Below are 15283 nucleotides of genomic sequence, written 5' to 3'. Positions count from 1 at the left end.
CAACGGCCGCCCGCCCCTCAGCGGCGATCCGGCCCTGCGCGTGGTCAAGGGCGGGCTTGCCGATGGCACCCCCGGCGGCCTCGTCGCGATCGGCCTCGGCAAGCGCTACAAGAAGCGCCCGGTCGTGCGCGGCGTGTCGCTGCATCTGCGGCGGGGTGAGGCTGTCGGCCTGCTCGGCCCCAATGGCGCCGGCAAGACCACGACCTTCTACATGATGACGGGCCTCGTCATGCCCGACGCCGGCCGCGTCCTGATGGACGGGCATGACGTCACGCGCCTGCCGATGTATCGACGCGCGCGCCTCGGCCTCGGCTACTTGCCGCAGGAGGCCTCGATCTTTCGCGGCCTCAGCGTCGAGGACAATATCCTGGCCGCGCTCGAGGTCGTCGAACCCAGCCGCGACCGCCGCCACCAGATGCTGGATGCGCTGCTGGCCGAATTCGGCATCTCCCACCTGCGCCGCGCCCCCGCGCTGGCTCTGTCGGGTGGCGAACGGCGGCGCTGCGAAATCGCCCGCGCCCTGGCGACCCATCCCGCCTACATCCTGCTGGACGAACCACTGGCCGGCATCGACCCCATCGCGGTCGGCGAAATCCGTGATCTGGTCAAGCATCTCAAGGATCGCGGCATCGGCGTGCTGATCACCGACCACAATGTGCGCGAGACGCTGGAGATCATCGACCGCGCCTACATCCTGCACGACGGCCAGGTGATCAAGGAAGGCAGCCCGGCCGAGATCGTCGCCGACGAAAAAGTACGCCGCGTCTACCTCGGCGAGCGGTTCAGCCTCTGACCGCGATGCGCTTGCCCTCTTTGCCGCGACAGGGCTGACGCACATGGCGATGGGCCCGCGCCTCGACCTGCGTCACACGCAATCGCTGGTGATGACGCCGCAATTGCGGCAGGCGATCAAGCTGCTGCAATCCTCCAACATGGAGGTCATCGCCTTCGTCGAGGAGGAGTTGGAACGCAACCCGCTGCTGGAACGCGACGACCGCGCCCTGGCCCCCGGCGCGGATGCCTTTGCCGAGGACGCCGGCTTCGCCGCCCCGCGCGAGTTGTTGGCCGCCTCCTCCGGCGACGGGATGGATGCGCCCTCCGTCCCCGATGCCTTCGACGCCGCCAGCGCCGGCACCCTGGAACCGGTCGGCGAATCCCCCCTCGACGCCCGCGACTGGTCCAATTGCAGCGATGGCGGCACCGAGGCGGGTGAGCCGCAATATTCCGGCCAATCCAGCGGCACCGGCGGCCGCTCCGATTTCGGCGAGGATGACCGCGGGATCGACGACCTGGCCATCGCGCGCCCGGCCAACCTGCGCGAATACCTCGCCGAACAGGTGCGCCTGACTTTCGGCGACCGCGTGGACCGGCTGATCGCGGCGCAGTTCCTGTCGATGCTGGACCCCGCCGGGCGCTGCGCCATCACCTCCGACCGGGTCGCCGCGGCCCTTGGCACGACGCTGGACCGCGTCGTTGCGGTTCGCGACCGGTTGCAGCGCTTCGATCCCACGGGGATGTTCTGCCTCGACCTGCGCGACTGCCTCGCGGTGCAATTGGCCGAGAAGAACCGGCTGGATCCGGCGATGGTCGCGTTGCTGGACAACCTCGAAATGTTGGCCCGGCGCGACATGCGCGGGCTGATGCGCGTCTGCGACGTCGATGCCGAGGATTTGGCCGACATGATCGCCGAGGTGAAGCGGCTGAACCCCAAGCCCGGCGCCGACTACGACCTCGCCCCCGCCCCCCCGATCGTGCCCGACGTGCTGCTGAAGCGCGCGCCGGACCAGTCGTGGATCATCGAACTCAACCCCGACACCCTGCCCCGCGTGCTGGTCAATCGCGGCTTCCTGGGGCGCGCGCTCGTGGGCGCCGATAAGGAATCCAAGGCCTACCTCGCCGAACACGCGCAAAGCGCCAATTGGCTGGTCAAGAGCCTGGAACAGCGCGCCAATACCATCCTGAAGGTGTCGGCCGAAATCGTCCGCCGCCAGGATGGCTTCTTCCGCCACGGCGTCGGCTTTTTGCGCGCGATGATTCTTCGGGATGTGGCCGAGGCCGTTTCGATGCACGAAAGCACCGTCAGCCGCGTCACCGCCAACAAGTACATCGCGACGCCTCGTGGCACCTTCGAACTGAAATACTTCTTCACGACCGCCATCGCCGGCACCATGGGCGGCGAAACCCACAGCGCCGAAGCCGTTCGCCACCGCATCAAGACCATGGTCGAGGCCGAGGGAGCGGAGGACGTTCTCTCCGATGATGCGATTGTGCTGCGTTTGCGTGACGAGGGTGTGGACATCGCACGACGAACGGTGGCGAAATACCGGGATGCGCTGCGCATCCCAAGTTCGGTGCAGCGCAAGAGGGAGAAGGCCGTCCCGGCCTGACCGCAGTACCCCCGGGGTGGCCCGATCCGCGATAACGCAGGAGGGTTGCCAACCATGCACGTCACCGTTGCCGGCAAGCAGGTCGAAACTGGCGAAGCGCTGAAGACCCATGTCACGGACGGCCTCGCCGCCGTCACCGCCAAGTATTTCGACCATGCCCTCGAAGCCAACGTCACCTTCAAGCGTGACCGGGCCTTCTTCGGCTGCGACATCAACCTCAAGGCCGGGCGCGGCCTCTATGTGCGCGCCGAGGGCGAGGGCACCGACGCGCATCGCGCCTTCGACATCGCGGCCGAGCACCTGGGCAAACGGCTGCGACGCTACCGACGACGCGTGAACGAACACGCCCGAAGCCTGGCCGAACGCGAAAGGCCGCAGGCGGCACGCCAGATGATCCTGCGCCACGAAGCCCCGCTGGGTGCGGAGGAGGTCGAGGAGCCCGAACTGACCGGCGAGTCCGCCGCGATCGTCGCCGAGCAGCCCACGGAAATCGCCCTGCTGTCGGTGGGCGAGGCGGTGATGCGGCTCGACCTGGCGCAGGCGCCGCTGCTGATGTTCCGCAACCAGCAGACGCGGGAGATCAATGTGATCTACCGCCGCGCCGATGGGAACATCGGCTGGATCGACCCTGACGGAAAGTAAGGGGAAGCTTGCACCGCGGTCGCTCTTTTCACACCAGCCGGGCGATCGCGGTGACGGCCGGGGCGTGCAGCGCCTCCGCCGACGAATGGTCCCAGGGTCGACCAGCGCGTGGTCGACCAGCGCCCGTAGCGCCGCGATCGGCCGGACCAGCCGCTCCGGACCGGCTTCCGGTGCCGAGCGTCTCTATTCCGGCCTGACCCCGGCATCACGGATCAGCTTGCCCCATTTCTCGGTCTCCGCCGCCAGCCATCGGCGAAGATCCTCGGCGCCGCCGCGCGTCACGCGCAGCAAGACTTCCTCCAGCCGCCGCCTGCGGTCAGGTATCGTCGCCGATCGCGCGTCGGCGCAATTCGCGCAGGCGCTGCTGGCCGCCGCGCAGATGGGGATGGATCGCCAGCGCCGCCTCGTAGCTGCGCAATGCCCCGGTCAGGTCGCCACGGTCTTCCTGCAATTGCGACAGCGCTTCCAGCGCCATGAAGTGGCGCGGTTCGATCCGCAGCGCCTGCTGGATGTCGCGCGCCGCCGCGGCCGGTTCGCCGACCGCGCCCAGGGCCTGCGCCCGCAGCAGCCAGGCATCGGCGTAGTCGGTCTGCAGGCTCAGCGCCGCGTCCAGGTCCTCCACGGCCTCATCCGGCGCGCCGCCGGCCAGGTTGCGTTGGCCGCGCCGCAGCAACAGCGCGGCGACGGGGCTGGCTTTCTGCGCCCACAGCGCCTGGATGCGGCGTTCGACCAGGGCCGCGCCCGCTTCGTCCGGCGCATCGCGCAGGGCGGCGAACAGCCGGTCCAGTTCGGCGGCGCGGGCCTCGGCCCCGCGCGGCGCGGGGGATGGCTGGGCCTGGCTTGGCTGGGCCTGGCTTGGCTGGGCCTGGACCGGAAGGGCGGCAAGCAGCAGGGCGGCAAGGACAGAACAACGACGCATGGCCCAGTTTCGGGCCGATCGCCCCCGCGATGCAAGTCTTTCGGCAGGCGCCGGGGGGCTTGCCGAGGCGGCGCGGGCGCGGCATCCCAACCGCCAGCACCCCTGGGGGATCACCCGATGCCGAACCTTGCCCGTCGCCTGCCCCTCGCCGTCCTGGCGCTCCTGGCCGGCCCGGCCGCCGCCCAGACCCCCCGCGCCACGCCGACCCCGCCCCCCGCCGCCGACGCCAGCGCCGAGCCGGAACGCAGCGTCGCCGTCTTCGGCGACTGGGCGATGCGGTGCGAGGGCCGCCCCCCCGCCCGCGCCTGCGAATTGACCCAGACCCTGCAGAACGACCGCAACCAGCCCGTCGCCCTCTTCGCCATCGGCCGCAGCAACCGCGCCGATCCGCTGAAGCTGGTGGTGCAGGTGCCGCTGAACGTGGCCTTCCCCGCGGCCCCCCGCCTGGTGCTGGACGGCGGCAATACCACCGGCTCGCCGCTGGCCCTGGCCTGGCGCCAATGCATCCCGGCCGGCTGCACCGCCCAGATCGAGTTGCGTGACGCCGCCCTGCTGACCCGCCTGCGCGCCCGCACCGCCGAACAGCCCGGCCGCCTGCTCTTCCAGCAGGCCAGCGGTGGCGAGGCCGCGCTGCCCTTCTCCTTCCGCGGCCTGTCCGCCGCATTGGACGCCCTGCCGCGCGACTAGAGCGTGATGGCCGTAGGCGCGAATGCGCCGCAGGGCTGAATCACGCGACAAACAACAAGCTAGACCGCGATGCGTGATCGAATGCGAACGCATCGCGGTCTAGGGCCGCGTGGCACCGGCTTTGCTGGGCGTTGTCAGTACATTCCGGAGTGACCGCCATGCCGCTGACCCGCCGCCTCGCCCTCGCAGCCCTTCTCGCCCCCGCCGTCGCGCCCGGAATCGCATGGGGGCAGGCCGCGCCCTGGCCCAGCCGGTCGCTGCGTTTCGTCTCCTCCTCGCCGCCCGCCGGCGCGTCGGACATCCTGACCCGCACCCTGGCCCAGGCTGTCCAGGACCAGACCGGCCAGTCGGTGGTGGTGGAAAACCGGGCCAGCGCCGGCGGCGTCGTGGGCTCGGACTACGTCGCCAAGTCGATGCCGGACGGGCTGACCTGGCTGACCACCAATGTCGGGCCGCAGGCGATCGTGCGGGCGCTGCAACCCTCCCTGCCCTACGACACGCGGGCCGATTTCCGCCATGTCACCATCATCGGCACCCTGCCGCTGGTGCTGGTGGTGAACCCCAACACCATCCCGGCGCGGGACCTGGCGGGCTTCATCGCCCTGGCCCGCGCGCAGCCCGGCGCGATGAACTACGGCACCGGCGGCAATGGCACCCTGCATCATTTGACCGGTGAGATGCTGAAACTCGCGGCCGGCATCGACGTGGTCCACGTGCCCTATCGCGGCGCCCAGGCCGCGACGCAGGACCTGATCGGCGGGCGGATCCAGGCGATGTGGGACAGCCTGCCCTCGGCCGCCCCCCACATCCGCGCCGGCACGCTGATCCCGCTGGCGGTCAGTGGTGCGGCGCGCAGCCCCGCCTTCCCGGCGGTCCCGACCGTCGCCGAACAGGGTTTCCCGACCGTCGTCACCACCAACTGGTTCGGCATGGCCGGCCCCGCCCGCGCGCCGGAGGACTCCGTCCAGGGCCTCTACCGCGAACTCTCCCGCGCCCTGGCCACCACCGCCGTCAAGGACCGCTTCGCCAGCATCGGGGTCGAGCCAGGCGGCATGCCACCCGCGGAAACCCAGGCCTTCGTCCTGGCCGAAATCGCCCGATGGGACGAAGTTGTGAAACGCACCGGCGTCACGCTGGACTGAGGGGAAACGAAACCATGGACGGCCTGACACCGCCCGAACGCGCCCTGTTGGACAGCGCCACCCTGGCCGACGCCTGGCCGCTGGTCGAAGCCTTCGCGACCCTGCGCCGCGAAGCGCCCGAAGACTGCAACCGCGCCGCCGCCATGATCGCCGACCGGCTGCGCGCGCATGGCGTGCCGGTCACCATGCACGAACCGCAGCTCTTCCTGTCGATCCCCAAGGGCGCCCATGTCCAGGCCGGAGACCGGCGCTGCTTTGCCAGGCCCGCCCCCCTGGCCAAGCCCGCGCCGGATGGCGTCACCGCCCCCCTGGTCTTCGTCGCCGAACCCAAATCCCCGCCCGATGGCTGGGCGCCGCATACCCAGCCCTATTTCGGCCCGGGCTTCGACCCCGCCGCCGGGCTGCCGGCGATGGCCGGCTGCATCGTGCTCTATCGCGGCATGATCTCCTGCGAACGCATCCTGGGGTTCCAACGGCTGGGCGCGGTCGGCGCCATCGCCATCAACCCCGGCGACGCCGCGCATTGGGGCAGCGGCAGCCCCGTATGGGGCAGCCCCGACACCGACGACCTGCCCTGGAAACCCTCCATCCCCGCCGCCGCCGTGGGCAAGCCCGATGGCGACGCCCTGGTCGACCTGGCCGAGGCCGGCGGCCAAGCCACCCTCGTCACCGCCATGGACGAAGGCTGGTTCGACTGCCGCCTGCCCGTCGTCGACATCCCCGGCACCGAGGACCCCGGCAAATTCGTGCTGCTGCACGGCCACTACGACGCCTGGGATGTCGGCGTCGGCGACAACGCCACCGGCGACGCCTGCATGATGGAGGTCGCCCGCGCCCTCTGGCAGCACCGCGCGCAACTGAAGCGCGGCGTCCGCATCGCCTGGTGGCCCGGCCATTCCACCGGCCGCTTCGCCGGCAGCACCTGGTACGCCGACCATGCGGCGCGTGAGATCGCCGATGGCTGCGTGCTGCACATGAACTGCGACAGCCCCGGCTGCCGCGACGCCACCGAATACAACGCCATCCCGCTGATGGCGGAGAACTACGGCTTCGTGAAATCCGTCGTCGCCGACGCCACCGGCAAGACGGCAAAAGGCAAGCGCCCCACCCAATCCTCCGACTTCTCCTTCAACAACCTGGGCGTCTCCGGCTGCTTCTCCGCCTCCTCCCGCATCGCGCCGGAGGAGATCGCCCGCCGCGGCTGGTATTTCGTCATGGGCAATGGCGGCAACATCGCCTGGCACACCGACAACGACCAATTGGAAGTCGCCGACCCCGAGGTGCTGCTGCGCGACATCCGCCTCTACCTCCTCGCCGCCTGGCGCGCCGCGAATGCCGAGATCCTGCCCTTCGACTTCGCCCCCCTGCTCGACGAATTCGCCACCACCCTCGCGGGCTATGCCAAATCCGCCGGCGACCATTTCGACCTGTCGCCCGCCGCCGATGCCATCGCCGACCTGCGCGCCGCCCTGGCCCACCTGCCCGCCCTGCCCCCGGCCGCACGGAACGCGGCGCTGCTCGGCCTGTCGCGCCACCTGGTGCCGCTGAACTACGTGCGCGGCGAACGCTGGCGGCGCGACATCGGCCTGCCGGCGCCCCCCCTGCCGCTGCTGGCCATCGCGGCGGAGCTGCATCGCTACCCAGGCGCCGCGGCAAACTTCGCGCTGACCACGCTGCGTCGTGGCCAAAACCGCTTCCTGGCCGAAATGGCCGCCGCCCGCGCCGCCATCCCCAGCTGACCCACAGGACCCCCATGACCACTGTCCATCACCGCATCGTCCTGCAACCCCCCGTGATGGCGGCGCTGCACGCGCGCTTCGACCAGGTCCACGGCCCCGACGTGCCCCTCGGCCAACCCGGCACCATCGCCGTCGTCACCAACGGCATGAACGGCCTGACCGGCGCGCAGATGGATTTGATGCCGGCGCTGAAAATCATCTCCTGCTTCGCCGCCGGCCACGAGAACGTCGACCTGGCCGCCGCCCGCCAGCGCGGCATCTGGGTCACCCACGCCCCCGGCGAGAATGCCGAGACCGTGGCCGATACCACCCTGGGGCTGATGATCGCCGCCATGCGCGGCATCCTCCCCGGCGATCGCGCCGTCCGCCGCGGCGAATGGAACGCGGCGCGGTCGGTCATCCGCCCGACCCTGCATGGGTCGCGCCTGGGCATCGTCGGCATGGGCAAGGTGGGGCATGCCATCGCCCGCCGGGCGGCCGCCTTCGGCATGATCATCGCCTACCACACCCGCAATCCGCGGCCCGACCTGGCCTGGGCCTGGAACGCCTCCCTGCGCGACATGGCGGCGGATAGCGACATGCTGGTCCTGGCCTGCCCGGGTGGCGAGGCGACCCGCCACATCGTCAACGCCGATGTGCTGGCCGCCCTCGGCCCCCAGGGGTTTCTGGTCAATGTCGCGCGCGGTTCGGTCGTCGATACCGCGGCCCTGGTCACGGCGCTGCGCGAAAAAACCATCGCCGGCGCAGCACTGGATGTGATGGAGGGCGAACCCGTGCCGGTGCCCGACCTGCTGACGGTCGAGAACCTGGTGCTGACACCGCATTTTGCCGGGCGGTCGCCGGCGGCGCAGCGCGGGCAGTTGAACACCCTTTTGGCGAATATCGAGGCCGCGCTGTCGGGTGGGCGGCCGCCGCAGGCGATTGGCTAGGGTTTTGGCGGCGGCGGTCCAAATCGCCGCATCCGCCACGACCCTGGCGGAGGGTCCGCCCTGCTGCCGACGAGACCATCATCGACAGCACGGCTCCTTTGAGCGTATAAAATGCTCAAAGGAGCTTTCCCAATGGCCCCAACCTCATCCCGACCCGCCGGGCCATTCTTCGCCCGCACATCGACCGCCCCATACGCCTCGCTCTACCGGACCCCGGTCATGGAGCGCATCCGCCTGATCACCACGGGCGTGCTGGCGACCGACGCCAAGCAATGGCTTGAAATCCCCGAGCTGGGGCGGAACACCACCCTCAAGGCCCTGGACCTGCCGGTCGCCACCTTCAACAAGAAGGTGAAGGCCAATGCCAAGCTCTCCCCGGCGGAAAGCGAAAGGGTCATCGGTTTCGCGCGGCTGGTCGGCCAGATCGAGACCATGATCGACGAAGCCGGCGGCCCGGCCGGGTTCGACGCGGGCGCCTGGCTGGCACACTGGCTCAGCGCCCCCCTGCCCGCCCTGGGCAATGCCCGGCCCATCGACTTCATGAACACGATGGAAGGCCAGGCGCTGGTGTCGCAAAAACTCGCCCAGATCGGCAGCGGCGCCTATGCATGAGCCAGGTCGTCTGGCGGATCGCTGCGGATACGACGCGCTACCCGGCCGACGATCTGTTGGGGGGCGGCGCCAAGGCGACGGGGGGGCGATGGAACGCCCCGGATCATGCGGTGGTCTATGCTTCTACGTCGCGGGCGCTCGCCTGCCTCGAGACCGTGGTCCACCTGAACGCGGGTGGCCTGCCGCTGAACCGGTATTTGGTTGAGATCAGCATTCCCGATGCGGTTTGGGCGGCGGCGCGGCGGGAGACGGCGGCGAGCCTGCCGGTGGGGTGGGATGCGGAGCCGGCCAGCATGACCAGCATCGAGTTTGGGACGGACTGGCTGAGGGGGATGGGGTCAGCGGTGCTGGTGGTGCCGTCGGTGATTGTGCCGGAGGAGGTGAATGTGTTGATCAATCCGGCGCATGCGGATGCGGTGGGGATTTTTGGGAGTAAGGTTAGGAAGTGGCTGTTTGATCCACGTTTGATGGGAACAGGATCGGGGCCTTTTCCGTAGCCGTCGCATACATTCCCGACGCCGATGGGGTTCTCTTCACTGATCAGGCTCAAGGCAGCGAGCAGTCGCTGATCACAAATACATTTCAACAATTTATTCGTCGTGAAGATGAGGAACGTTTTCTATTCATTTTCGTCTTTTCGATCATCACAATTACTTATAAGAAAACTGCGAAGCTCGCTATGAGTCGCTCGTTGGATATCTGCCTCGCAAACAGTGAAGTCCATTGAGGAATGTGTCACTCCAGTTGATCGCCGCCATGGCTTATCGAAGTCTCCGGCATCCCGACATCTTTGAAAAATGACTTCACTAGGTGAGCGTCCATTTGCGATCGACAAGCATGCCCTCAAGTTGTGGATAGATTGGCATGCCAGGAGCATGCGCCCGGCTGTGCTGTCTGGGAGCCAATTCAAGGAATGCTGCCTTAGCATAAAATGTGGATCCCTTTTTACCTTCGGAGCACCGTAAACAGCCTCTGCCATATAGAACGAGGTACCGAATTCACTCCCTCCAATACTTTCCATCTCTTCTTCCGGAGGAGGCACACCAAATTCGTGCTCGCGACCGACGCGGACAGAAAATCCCCCAGAACGCATCCTAAATCCGTGCTTTATACTGTTATATTCCGATATGGCGTGAGGATCCAAAAAATCTACTGCCAATCTACCCCAAAGAGTCGCGAATTTTTCCACTGTATTATCTTCTATTTTATTTGACCAAACCGTATTTCCCATTACTATTTTAGCAACTTCAGTGAATCCAATACCTTTGAATTCCGTCGAAATTTCCCATTTTACAGGAAAATTCATATTATTATTACAAAGACTAGACACTAACGTTCTAAGCTGATAGGTATTTGCTTTAAGTACCCAACCAACAACACAATCAGGCGCCTGGAGTGTTGCACCAATCAGTCCAAATAATGTCTCGAGGCAAAGATGGTAATTGGCCCTTAGCGCAATCGACGCCTGTTGAGCGTATTTGCCGTTGAGATGTTGTTGATGGGTATCTGCGATATAATCGAAATAAGCGTCATCGATACCATTCACAAATCGTATATTTCTTTCAGCTAAATCCCAACCCCAAACACAGTGAGGCTCATCGCAAACTGAAAATATACTGTATTGGATTGAATCGGTCATTCGGCCCATCACTATCAAGAAGGCAAGTATGAATCCCTACCTTGCCGTGACCCTCACACTACCGACGAATGTCCGCAAGCCAGCGCTGGTTTGAGATGGGATTGGCTAAATCGGATTATATTCCTTGACAAATCGAGGAATTTTCCCCTAGGTTTCTACCATGCACCGCCACTACACCCCCACCCGCCCCTGGACCCCCCTCACCGATCCCGAATGGGACGCCCTCCGCCCCCACATCCTCTGGCTCGGCGCTGGCCGCCCGGTCAAAAACCTGCGCGCCCGGGTCGATGGCATCTTCTGGGCCGCCACCACCCGCAACCCCTGGAAAAACCTGCCCGAAGAATTCGGCAAACCCGGCACGGTCGCCCGCCATTTCCGTCGCCTCACCCTCCGCCACCTCTGGGCCAAGCTGCTGCACCTGCTCGCGTCGAAAACATGCCCCCCGGGCCTCGCCTCGCTCGAACACTACATCTGCCGCGCCTGCCAACGCGCCTGCCGCTCCAGGGGCCTCGCCCTCATCACCACGGCCCGGCGCCTAGGCTTCTTATCCGCCCTCCGCGCCCCCTCCTGGCTGCTGCCCAATCCCGATTTGTCCGAAACGATCCAACGCCTCATCAACGGCGTCCTCGAAAGGGTCCTCAGCGACTGGCGTAAGGTCCCAAAGGGCCTTTTGACCCTCTACGGCCGCGCCCTGGTCATCGCCGGGGGGCGAAAACGCTTGCCGACCTGCCTGATGCCTGACTGATGCACCCAGTTACGCCCGCGCCACCCGCACCGTCGCATCCGCGCGATGCGCAACCTCGGGCCGCAGCACCGTCCCCAACCCCGGCGCATGCGGGGCCGCCACCATCCCCCCCGCGATCCGCGGCAGTTCCGTCACCAAATCCCGATACCAGGTCGCCAGAGTCGCCCGCACCACCTCCTGGAAAATCGCCGTCGGCGCATGGATCGCCAGGTGCAGGCTCGCCATCAACGTCACCGGCCCGGTGCAATCATGCGGCGCCACCGGCTTGTTATACGCCTCGGCCAGCGCCGCGATTTTCCGCGCCTCGGTCAACCCGCCGCACCAAGTCAGGTCCAGCATCACGATATCCGTCGCATCCGCGGCCAGCAGGTCGCGGAACGCCACCTTGCCCCCCAGAGTCTCGCTCGCACAGACCGGCACCCGCGTCCGCCTGCGCAAATCCGCCAGCCCCCGCACGTCATCCATCTTGTGCAACGGGTCCTCGGCCCAGAACACATCCACCTCTTCCAGCGCCCGGCAAATCCGTTCGGCCGCCGCGGTGGACCATAGCGAATGCAGCTCGGCCATCACCTCCATCCGCTTGCCCACCGCGGCACGGATCGCCCGGAACGGCGCCATCCCCGCCTCGATCTCCTCGGCCCGGATGGTCAGCCCGCCATCGCGCGACGCGAACGGGTCGAACGGCCAGATCTTCATGGCCGAAAACCCTTCGCCCAGCAGCGACAACGCCAGCCCGCCCGCATCGCGCGAAAACGCGATCTGGTCGTCATACGGCCCCGCCACCGCCTCATCGGCTTGGCGTTCGCGCCGCCCGGCATGACCGCCCGCGTGCTGCCGACTGTTGTAGTCGTAGCCGGCGCAGGTGTTGTACGCGCGCACGCTGTCCCGGCACGCGCCCCCCATCGCCTCATGGATCGGAATGCCCGCCCGCTGCCCGGCCAAATCCCACAGCGCCAAATCCACGGCACTGGCCGCCCGCACCTCGGCACTCGACCCGCCAAACCCGACATAGGGGTGCAGCAACGCCCGCGACACCGGCTCGATCTGCCGCGCGTCACGGCCGAGCAGATACGGCGCGACGCTCTCATGAATGACCGCCTCCACCGCCGCCGCCCCGCGAAAAGCCTCGCCCAGGCCCACCAGCCCATCGTCGGTGGTGATTTCCAGCCACAGCAGGTTGCCACGCTCGGCGATGCGGATGGTCCGCAGCGCGGTGATCCGGGCGGCGGTCATTCCGCGCGGATCCCGGCGGTGCGCACGACCTCGGCCCAGCGGGCGACCTCGGCGGCGACGAAGCGGTTCATCTCGGCCGGCGTGCCGCCCAGCGGGATGACGCCCAGCGACCGCATCCGCTCCAGCACCGCGGGATCCGCCAGCGCCGCGGTGAAGGCCGCGTTCAGGGCTGCGATCGCCGGCGCCGGCGTGCGGGCCGGGGCCATGAAGCCGAACCAACTGTCGATGACCACGCCCTCCACCCCGGCCTCGGCAAAGGTCGGCACATCCGGCAGTTCCGGCAACCGCGCCGCCGCCGGCACCGCGATCGCCCGCACCGTGCCCGCCCGCAGATGCGGCAGGATCGATGGCAGGTTGTCGAAGAACACATCGACCCGGCCGCCGACCAGGTCGGTGATCGCGGGCGCGCTGCCGCGATACGGCACATGCGTCCAGGAAATGCCAAGCTTGGACCGCAGCCACTCGGGCCCGAGATGATTGGACGCGCCGACACCGGAGGACGCGAAGGTCAGCCCGCCCGGCGTGCTGCGCTCCAGCGCCACGACCTCGGCCAGCGTCGTCGCCGGCAGGTCGCGCCGCACGCTCATGACGTTGCGGACGGCGCCGCTCAGGATCACGCCGGTAAAGTCGTTCAGCAGGTCGTAGCCTGGCGCGCTGTACAGCGCGGGGTTCGCGCCGCAGGGGCCAAAGGCGCATTGCACCAGGGTGGTGCCATCGGCGGCGGCGCGGGCGGCCTCGGCCATGCCGATGTTGCCGCCGGCGCCGGAGCGGTTTTCCACCACCGCGCCACGCGGCAGGCGGGGGGACGCGGCCTCGGCCATCACGCGCGCCACGATGTCGCTGGTCCCGCCCGGGGGGAAGGGCACGATGATGCGCACCGGCCGATCCGGGAGTTGGGCGGGAGTCTGGGCCTGGGCCATCAGCGGGAACAGCAGCGCGAACGCCGCGACGAAAAGCCCTTTGCGGGTCATGGTGCACTTCCTCGGTGTCTCGGCGCGATCCTAGACACGAACCGGCCCCTCGCGTCAGCCCGGCGGGGCCGATTTTCCTGCCCCGCCATGATCACGCAGATGCGTTTTGCCGGGGCGGATGCGCAAGGCGAAATGCGTATCGCACGAGAAGGAGACGACCTTGGCCAGCACCGTCATCACCTACACACGGGGCAATACCTATATCGAGAACACGCCGGGCGCGAAGACGACCACCGCCACGGCGCATGGTCTCTGCGGGCTGATCACGGTCGGCGGGCACAGGATCGATGCCGTCGAACGGATGGATGGCTACGTGACCATGGCGGGCGGGAAGGACTACCCGAACTCCACCATGTACTGGAATGCACACTACGATTCCTATGTCATCAACCCCTGGCTCGGCAAAGCCGTCGAGGCGACCAAGCGCAAGAACATCCTCTTCCACCCGGCCAATTATCCCTCCCACCTGGAGGGCTGCATCGGCCCCGGGCTGCTGGAGAACGGCATGCTCACCTCCAGCAAGGAGATGCTGGAGTTCATGTGGTACCTGTCGGGCGGCAAGTACAACGTGAAGACGGGGCATGTGATCATGACGCTGCGGGTCGTGGGCGACATGAAATCCCTGGCGGCCTGCACGAAGTGGACAGCCTAAGGCAGCGCGCCGACCGTAGGCTTGGATGCGATCCAGGCCATGATGGGACTCCGCGGCACGGATGGCGCGGTGCTGTGCGGCGCCCTCGAAATGGGCGGGCACCGCAGGCGATGCTGGATCGCCACCTGGCCAGCCTGCCCGCCCGCGAAGCGCGCGACCGTGCTCCAGATCGCGAAGGAAACCGCCATGGCGACGCAGCAGAAACCGGAACTGCTGTTCCTGCACGCCCTGCCGCTGGATGGCTCGATGTGGGCGGGGCAGAAGGATCTGCTGCCGGGCGCGACCCACATGCCGAACCTCTACCCTTTCGGCGACAGCGTTCAGGCATGGGCCGCCGCGGCGCTGAGCCTCGTGACAGGCAATCGCCTGATCGTGGTCGGCTGTTCGGTGGGCGGGTCCTGCGCGATCGAAGTCGCGGTCGCCGCACCGGAGCGGATCGCAGCCCTGGTGCTCATCGGGACAAAGGCCGCGCACCGGCCCGACCCCGCCTTGCACGCATCCGCGCTCGGGATCATTCGGGACCAGGGGCTGGACCACGCCTGGGCACGCTTCTGGTCTCCGCTGTTCTCCCGCGCCGCCAGCAGCGCGGTGATCGGGGACGCGAGGCGCGCGGCACTTCGACAGTCGCCGCGGGATGTCGCGCGGGGCGTGACCGCCTTTCACAGCCGGCCGAGCCGAGACCAGTTCCTCGCGGCCTTTCCCCGCCCTGTCATCATCGTCACCGGCGCGGAGGACCGCATGCCAGGTCCGGAGGCGAGCGCGGCGCAGGCCCGTTCAACGCCGCAAGGACGCCTGCATATCGTCCAGGACTGCGGCCACTACGTGCCGTTGGAACGGCCGGGGCCGTTGAACCTCATCCTGCGCGACCTCATCGCCGCGCGATGATGACGATAGGCCCGGCCCATCGGCCTTTTTCACCCGCCCGGACGCCATCCCGCCCACCCGCATCCTTGACGCGCCCGCCGCGCCGCGCGACGTCTCCGCGC

The 15283-nt window shown here is 67.7% G+C and carries 16 protein-coding genes; 12 read left to right on the top strand and 4 right to left on the bottom strand.

The window, feature by feature from the left end; genetic code table 11:
• Positions 1-34 precede the first annotated feature (34 nt).
• Genes lptB through hpf form a run of 3 tightly spaced genes read left to right on the top strand, consistent with a single transcriptional unit; the run spans position 35 to position 3029 of the window.
• The gene (gene lptB / locus ACQW02_RS08535) at positions 35-793 is read left to right on the top strand and encodes an LPS export ABC transporter ATP-binding protein (RefSeq protein ID WP_431285880.1); all 759 of its coding nucleotides are present in this window, start codon (positions 35-37) and stop codon (positions 791-793) included.
• Positions 794-836: 43 nt separating this feature from the next.
• Positions 837-2387 carry an RNA polymerase factor sigma-54 gene (gene rpoN, locus ACQW02_RS08530; protein WP_431284842.1) on the top strand — a complete coding sequence of 517 codons (1551 nt, stop codon included), beginning with the start codon at positions 837-839 and terminating at the stop codon, positions 2385-2387.
• Between the two features lie 54 nt (positions 2388-2441).
• Positions 2442-3029, top strand: a complete 588-nt coding sequence (hpf, locus tag ACQW02_RS08525) for a ribosome hibernation-promoting factor, HPF/YfiA family (RefSeq protein ID WP_431284841.1) — start codon at positions 2442-2444, stop codon at positions 3027-3029.
• Positions 3030-3345: 316 nt separating this feature from the next.
• Here the strand turns inward: hpf and ACQW02_RS08520 are convergent, their stop codons facing one another.
• Positions 3346-3948 (bottom strand): hypothetical protein, encoded by a 603-nt coding sequence (locus ACQW02_RS08520; RefSeq protein ID WP_431284840.1) that lies wholly within the window; start codon positions 3946-3948, stop codon positions 3346-3348.
• Between the two features lie 117 nt (positions 3949-4065).
• On the opposite strand from ACQW02_RS08520, the gene ACQW02_RS08515 reads away from it, so the two are divergent.
• The 6 genes from ACQW02_RS08515 (at position 4066) to ACQW02_RS08490 (ending at position 9554) form a co-directional block, all read left to right on the top strand.
• Complete coding sequence (locus ACQW02_RS08515; RefSeq protein WP_431284839.1) at positions 4066-4635, top strand: invasion associated locus B family protein; 570 nt, start codon at positions 4066-4068, stop codon at positions 4633-4635.
• A 158-nt stretch (positions 4636-4793) separates the two neighbouring features.
• Entirely contained in the window at positions 4794-5777 is a 984-nt protein-coding gene (locus ACQW02_RS08510; RefSeq protein ID WP_431284838.1) for a Bug family tripartite tricarboxylate transporter substrate binding protein, read from the top strand.
• Positions 5778-5791: 14 nt separating this feature from the next.
• A complete protein-coding gene (locus ACQW02_RS08505) occupies positions 5792-7516 on the top strand; it encodes a M28 family peptidase (RefSeq protein WP_431284837.1) in 1725 nt (574 codons plus the stop codon).
• 14 nt (positions 7517-7530) lie between these two features.
• Positions 7531-8445 (top strand): 2-hydroxyacid dehydrogenase, encoded by a 915-nt coding sequence (locus ACQW02_RS08500; protein WP_431284836.1) that lies wholly within the window; start codon positions 7531-7533, stop codon positions 8443-8445.
• Positions 8446-8664: 219 nt separating this feature from the next.
• Entirely contained in the window at positions 8665-9057 is a 393-nt protein-coding gene (locus ACQW02_RS08495; protein WP_431284835.1) for an antitoxin Xre/MbcA/ParS toxin-binding domain-containing protein, read from the top strand.
• Positions 9054-9554: an RES family NAD+ phosphorylase gene (locus ACQW02_RS08490; protein WP_431284834.1), complete on the top strand. Its 501-nt coding sequence runs from the start codon at positions 9054-9056 to the stop codon at positions 9552-9554. Before ACQW02_RS08495 ends, ACQW02_RS08490 begins: the two co-directional genes overlap by 4 nt.
• A 122-nt stretch (positions 9555-9676) precedes the next feature.
• Here the strand turns inward: ACQW02_RS08490 and ACQW02_RS08485 are convergent, their stop codons facing one another.
• Complete coding sequence (locus tag ACQW02_RS08485) at positions 9677-10696, bottom strand: hypothetical protein (protein WP_431284833.1); 1020 nt, start codon at positions 10694-10696, stop codon at positions 9677-9679.
• Between the two features lie 160 nt (positions 10697-10856).
• Between ACQW02_RS08485 and ACQW02_RS08480 the strand changes: the two genes are divergently transcribed.
• Complete coding sequence (locus ACQW02_RS08480) at positions 10857-11441, top strand: transposase (RefSeq protein ID WP_431284832.1); 585 nt, start codon at positions 10857-10859, stop codon at positions 11439-11441.
• A 9-nt stretch (positions 11442-11450) separates the two neighbouring features.
• Here the strand turns inward: ACQW02_RS08480 and ACQW02_RS08475 are convergent, their stop codons facing one another.
• Both ACQW02_RS08475 and ACQW02_RS08470 read right to left on the bottom strand, forming a co-directional pair.
• On the bottom strand, positions 11451-12674 hold the full coding sequence (locus ACQW02_RS08475; RefSeq protein ID WP_431284831.1) for a mandelate racemase/muconate lactonizing enzyme family protein: 1224 nt from the start codon (positions 12672-12674) through the stop codon (positions 11451-11453).
• A complete protein-coding gene (locus ACQW02_RS08470; RefSeq protein WP_431284830.1) occupies positions 12671-13645 on the bottom strand; it encodes a Bug family tripartite tricarboxylate transporter substrate binding protein in 975 nt (324 codons plus the stop codon). Before ACQW02_RS08470 ends, ACQW02_RS08475 begins: the two co-directional genes overlap by 4 nt.
• 160 nt (positions 13646-13805) lie before the next feature.
• Here ACQW02_RS08470 and ACQW02_RS08465 point away from each other — a divergent pair, with 160 nt between their 5' ends.
• A complete protein-coding gene (locus ACQW02_RS08465) occupies positions 13806-14297 on the top strand; it encodes a hypothetical protein (RefSeq protein WP_431284829.1) in 492 nt (163 codons plus the stop codon).
• A gap of 39 nt (positions 14298-14336) precedes the next feature.
• Positions 14337-15182 carry an alpha/beta fold hydrolase gene (locus ACQW02_RS08460; protein WP_431284828.1) on the top strand — a complete coding sequence of 282 codons (846 nt, stop codon included), beginning with the start codon at positions 14337-14339 and terminating at the stop codon, positions 15180-15182.
• Positions 15183-15283 lie beyond the last annotated feature (101 nt).

The sequence above is a fragment of the Humitalea sp. 24SJ18S-53 genome (genome assembly GCF_050632385.1).
Lineage (GTDB): Bacteria > Pseudomonadota > Alphaproteobacteria > Acetobacterales > Acetobacteraceae > Humitalea.
Note: the sequence above shows the minus strand (reverse complement) of the source record. Positions and strands in the feature narration are given on the sequence as shown.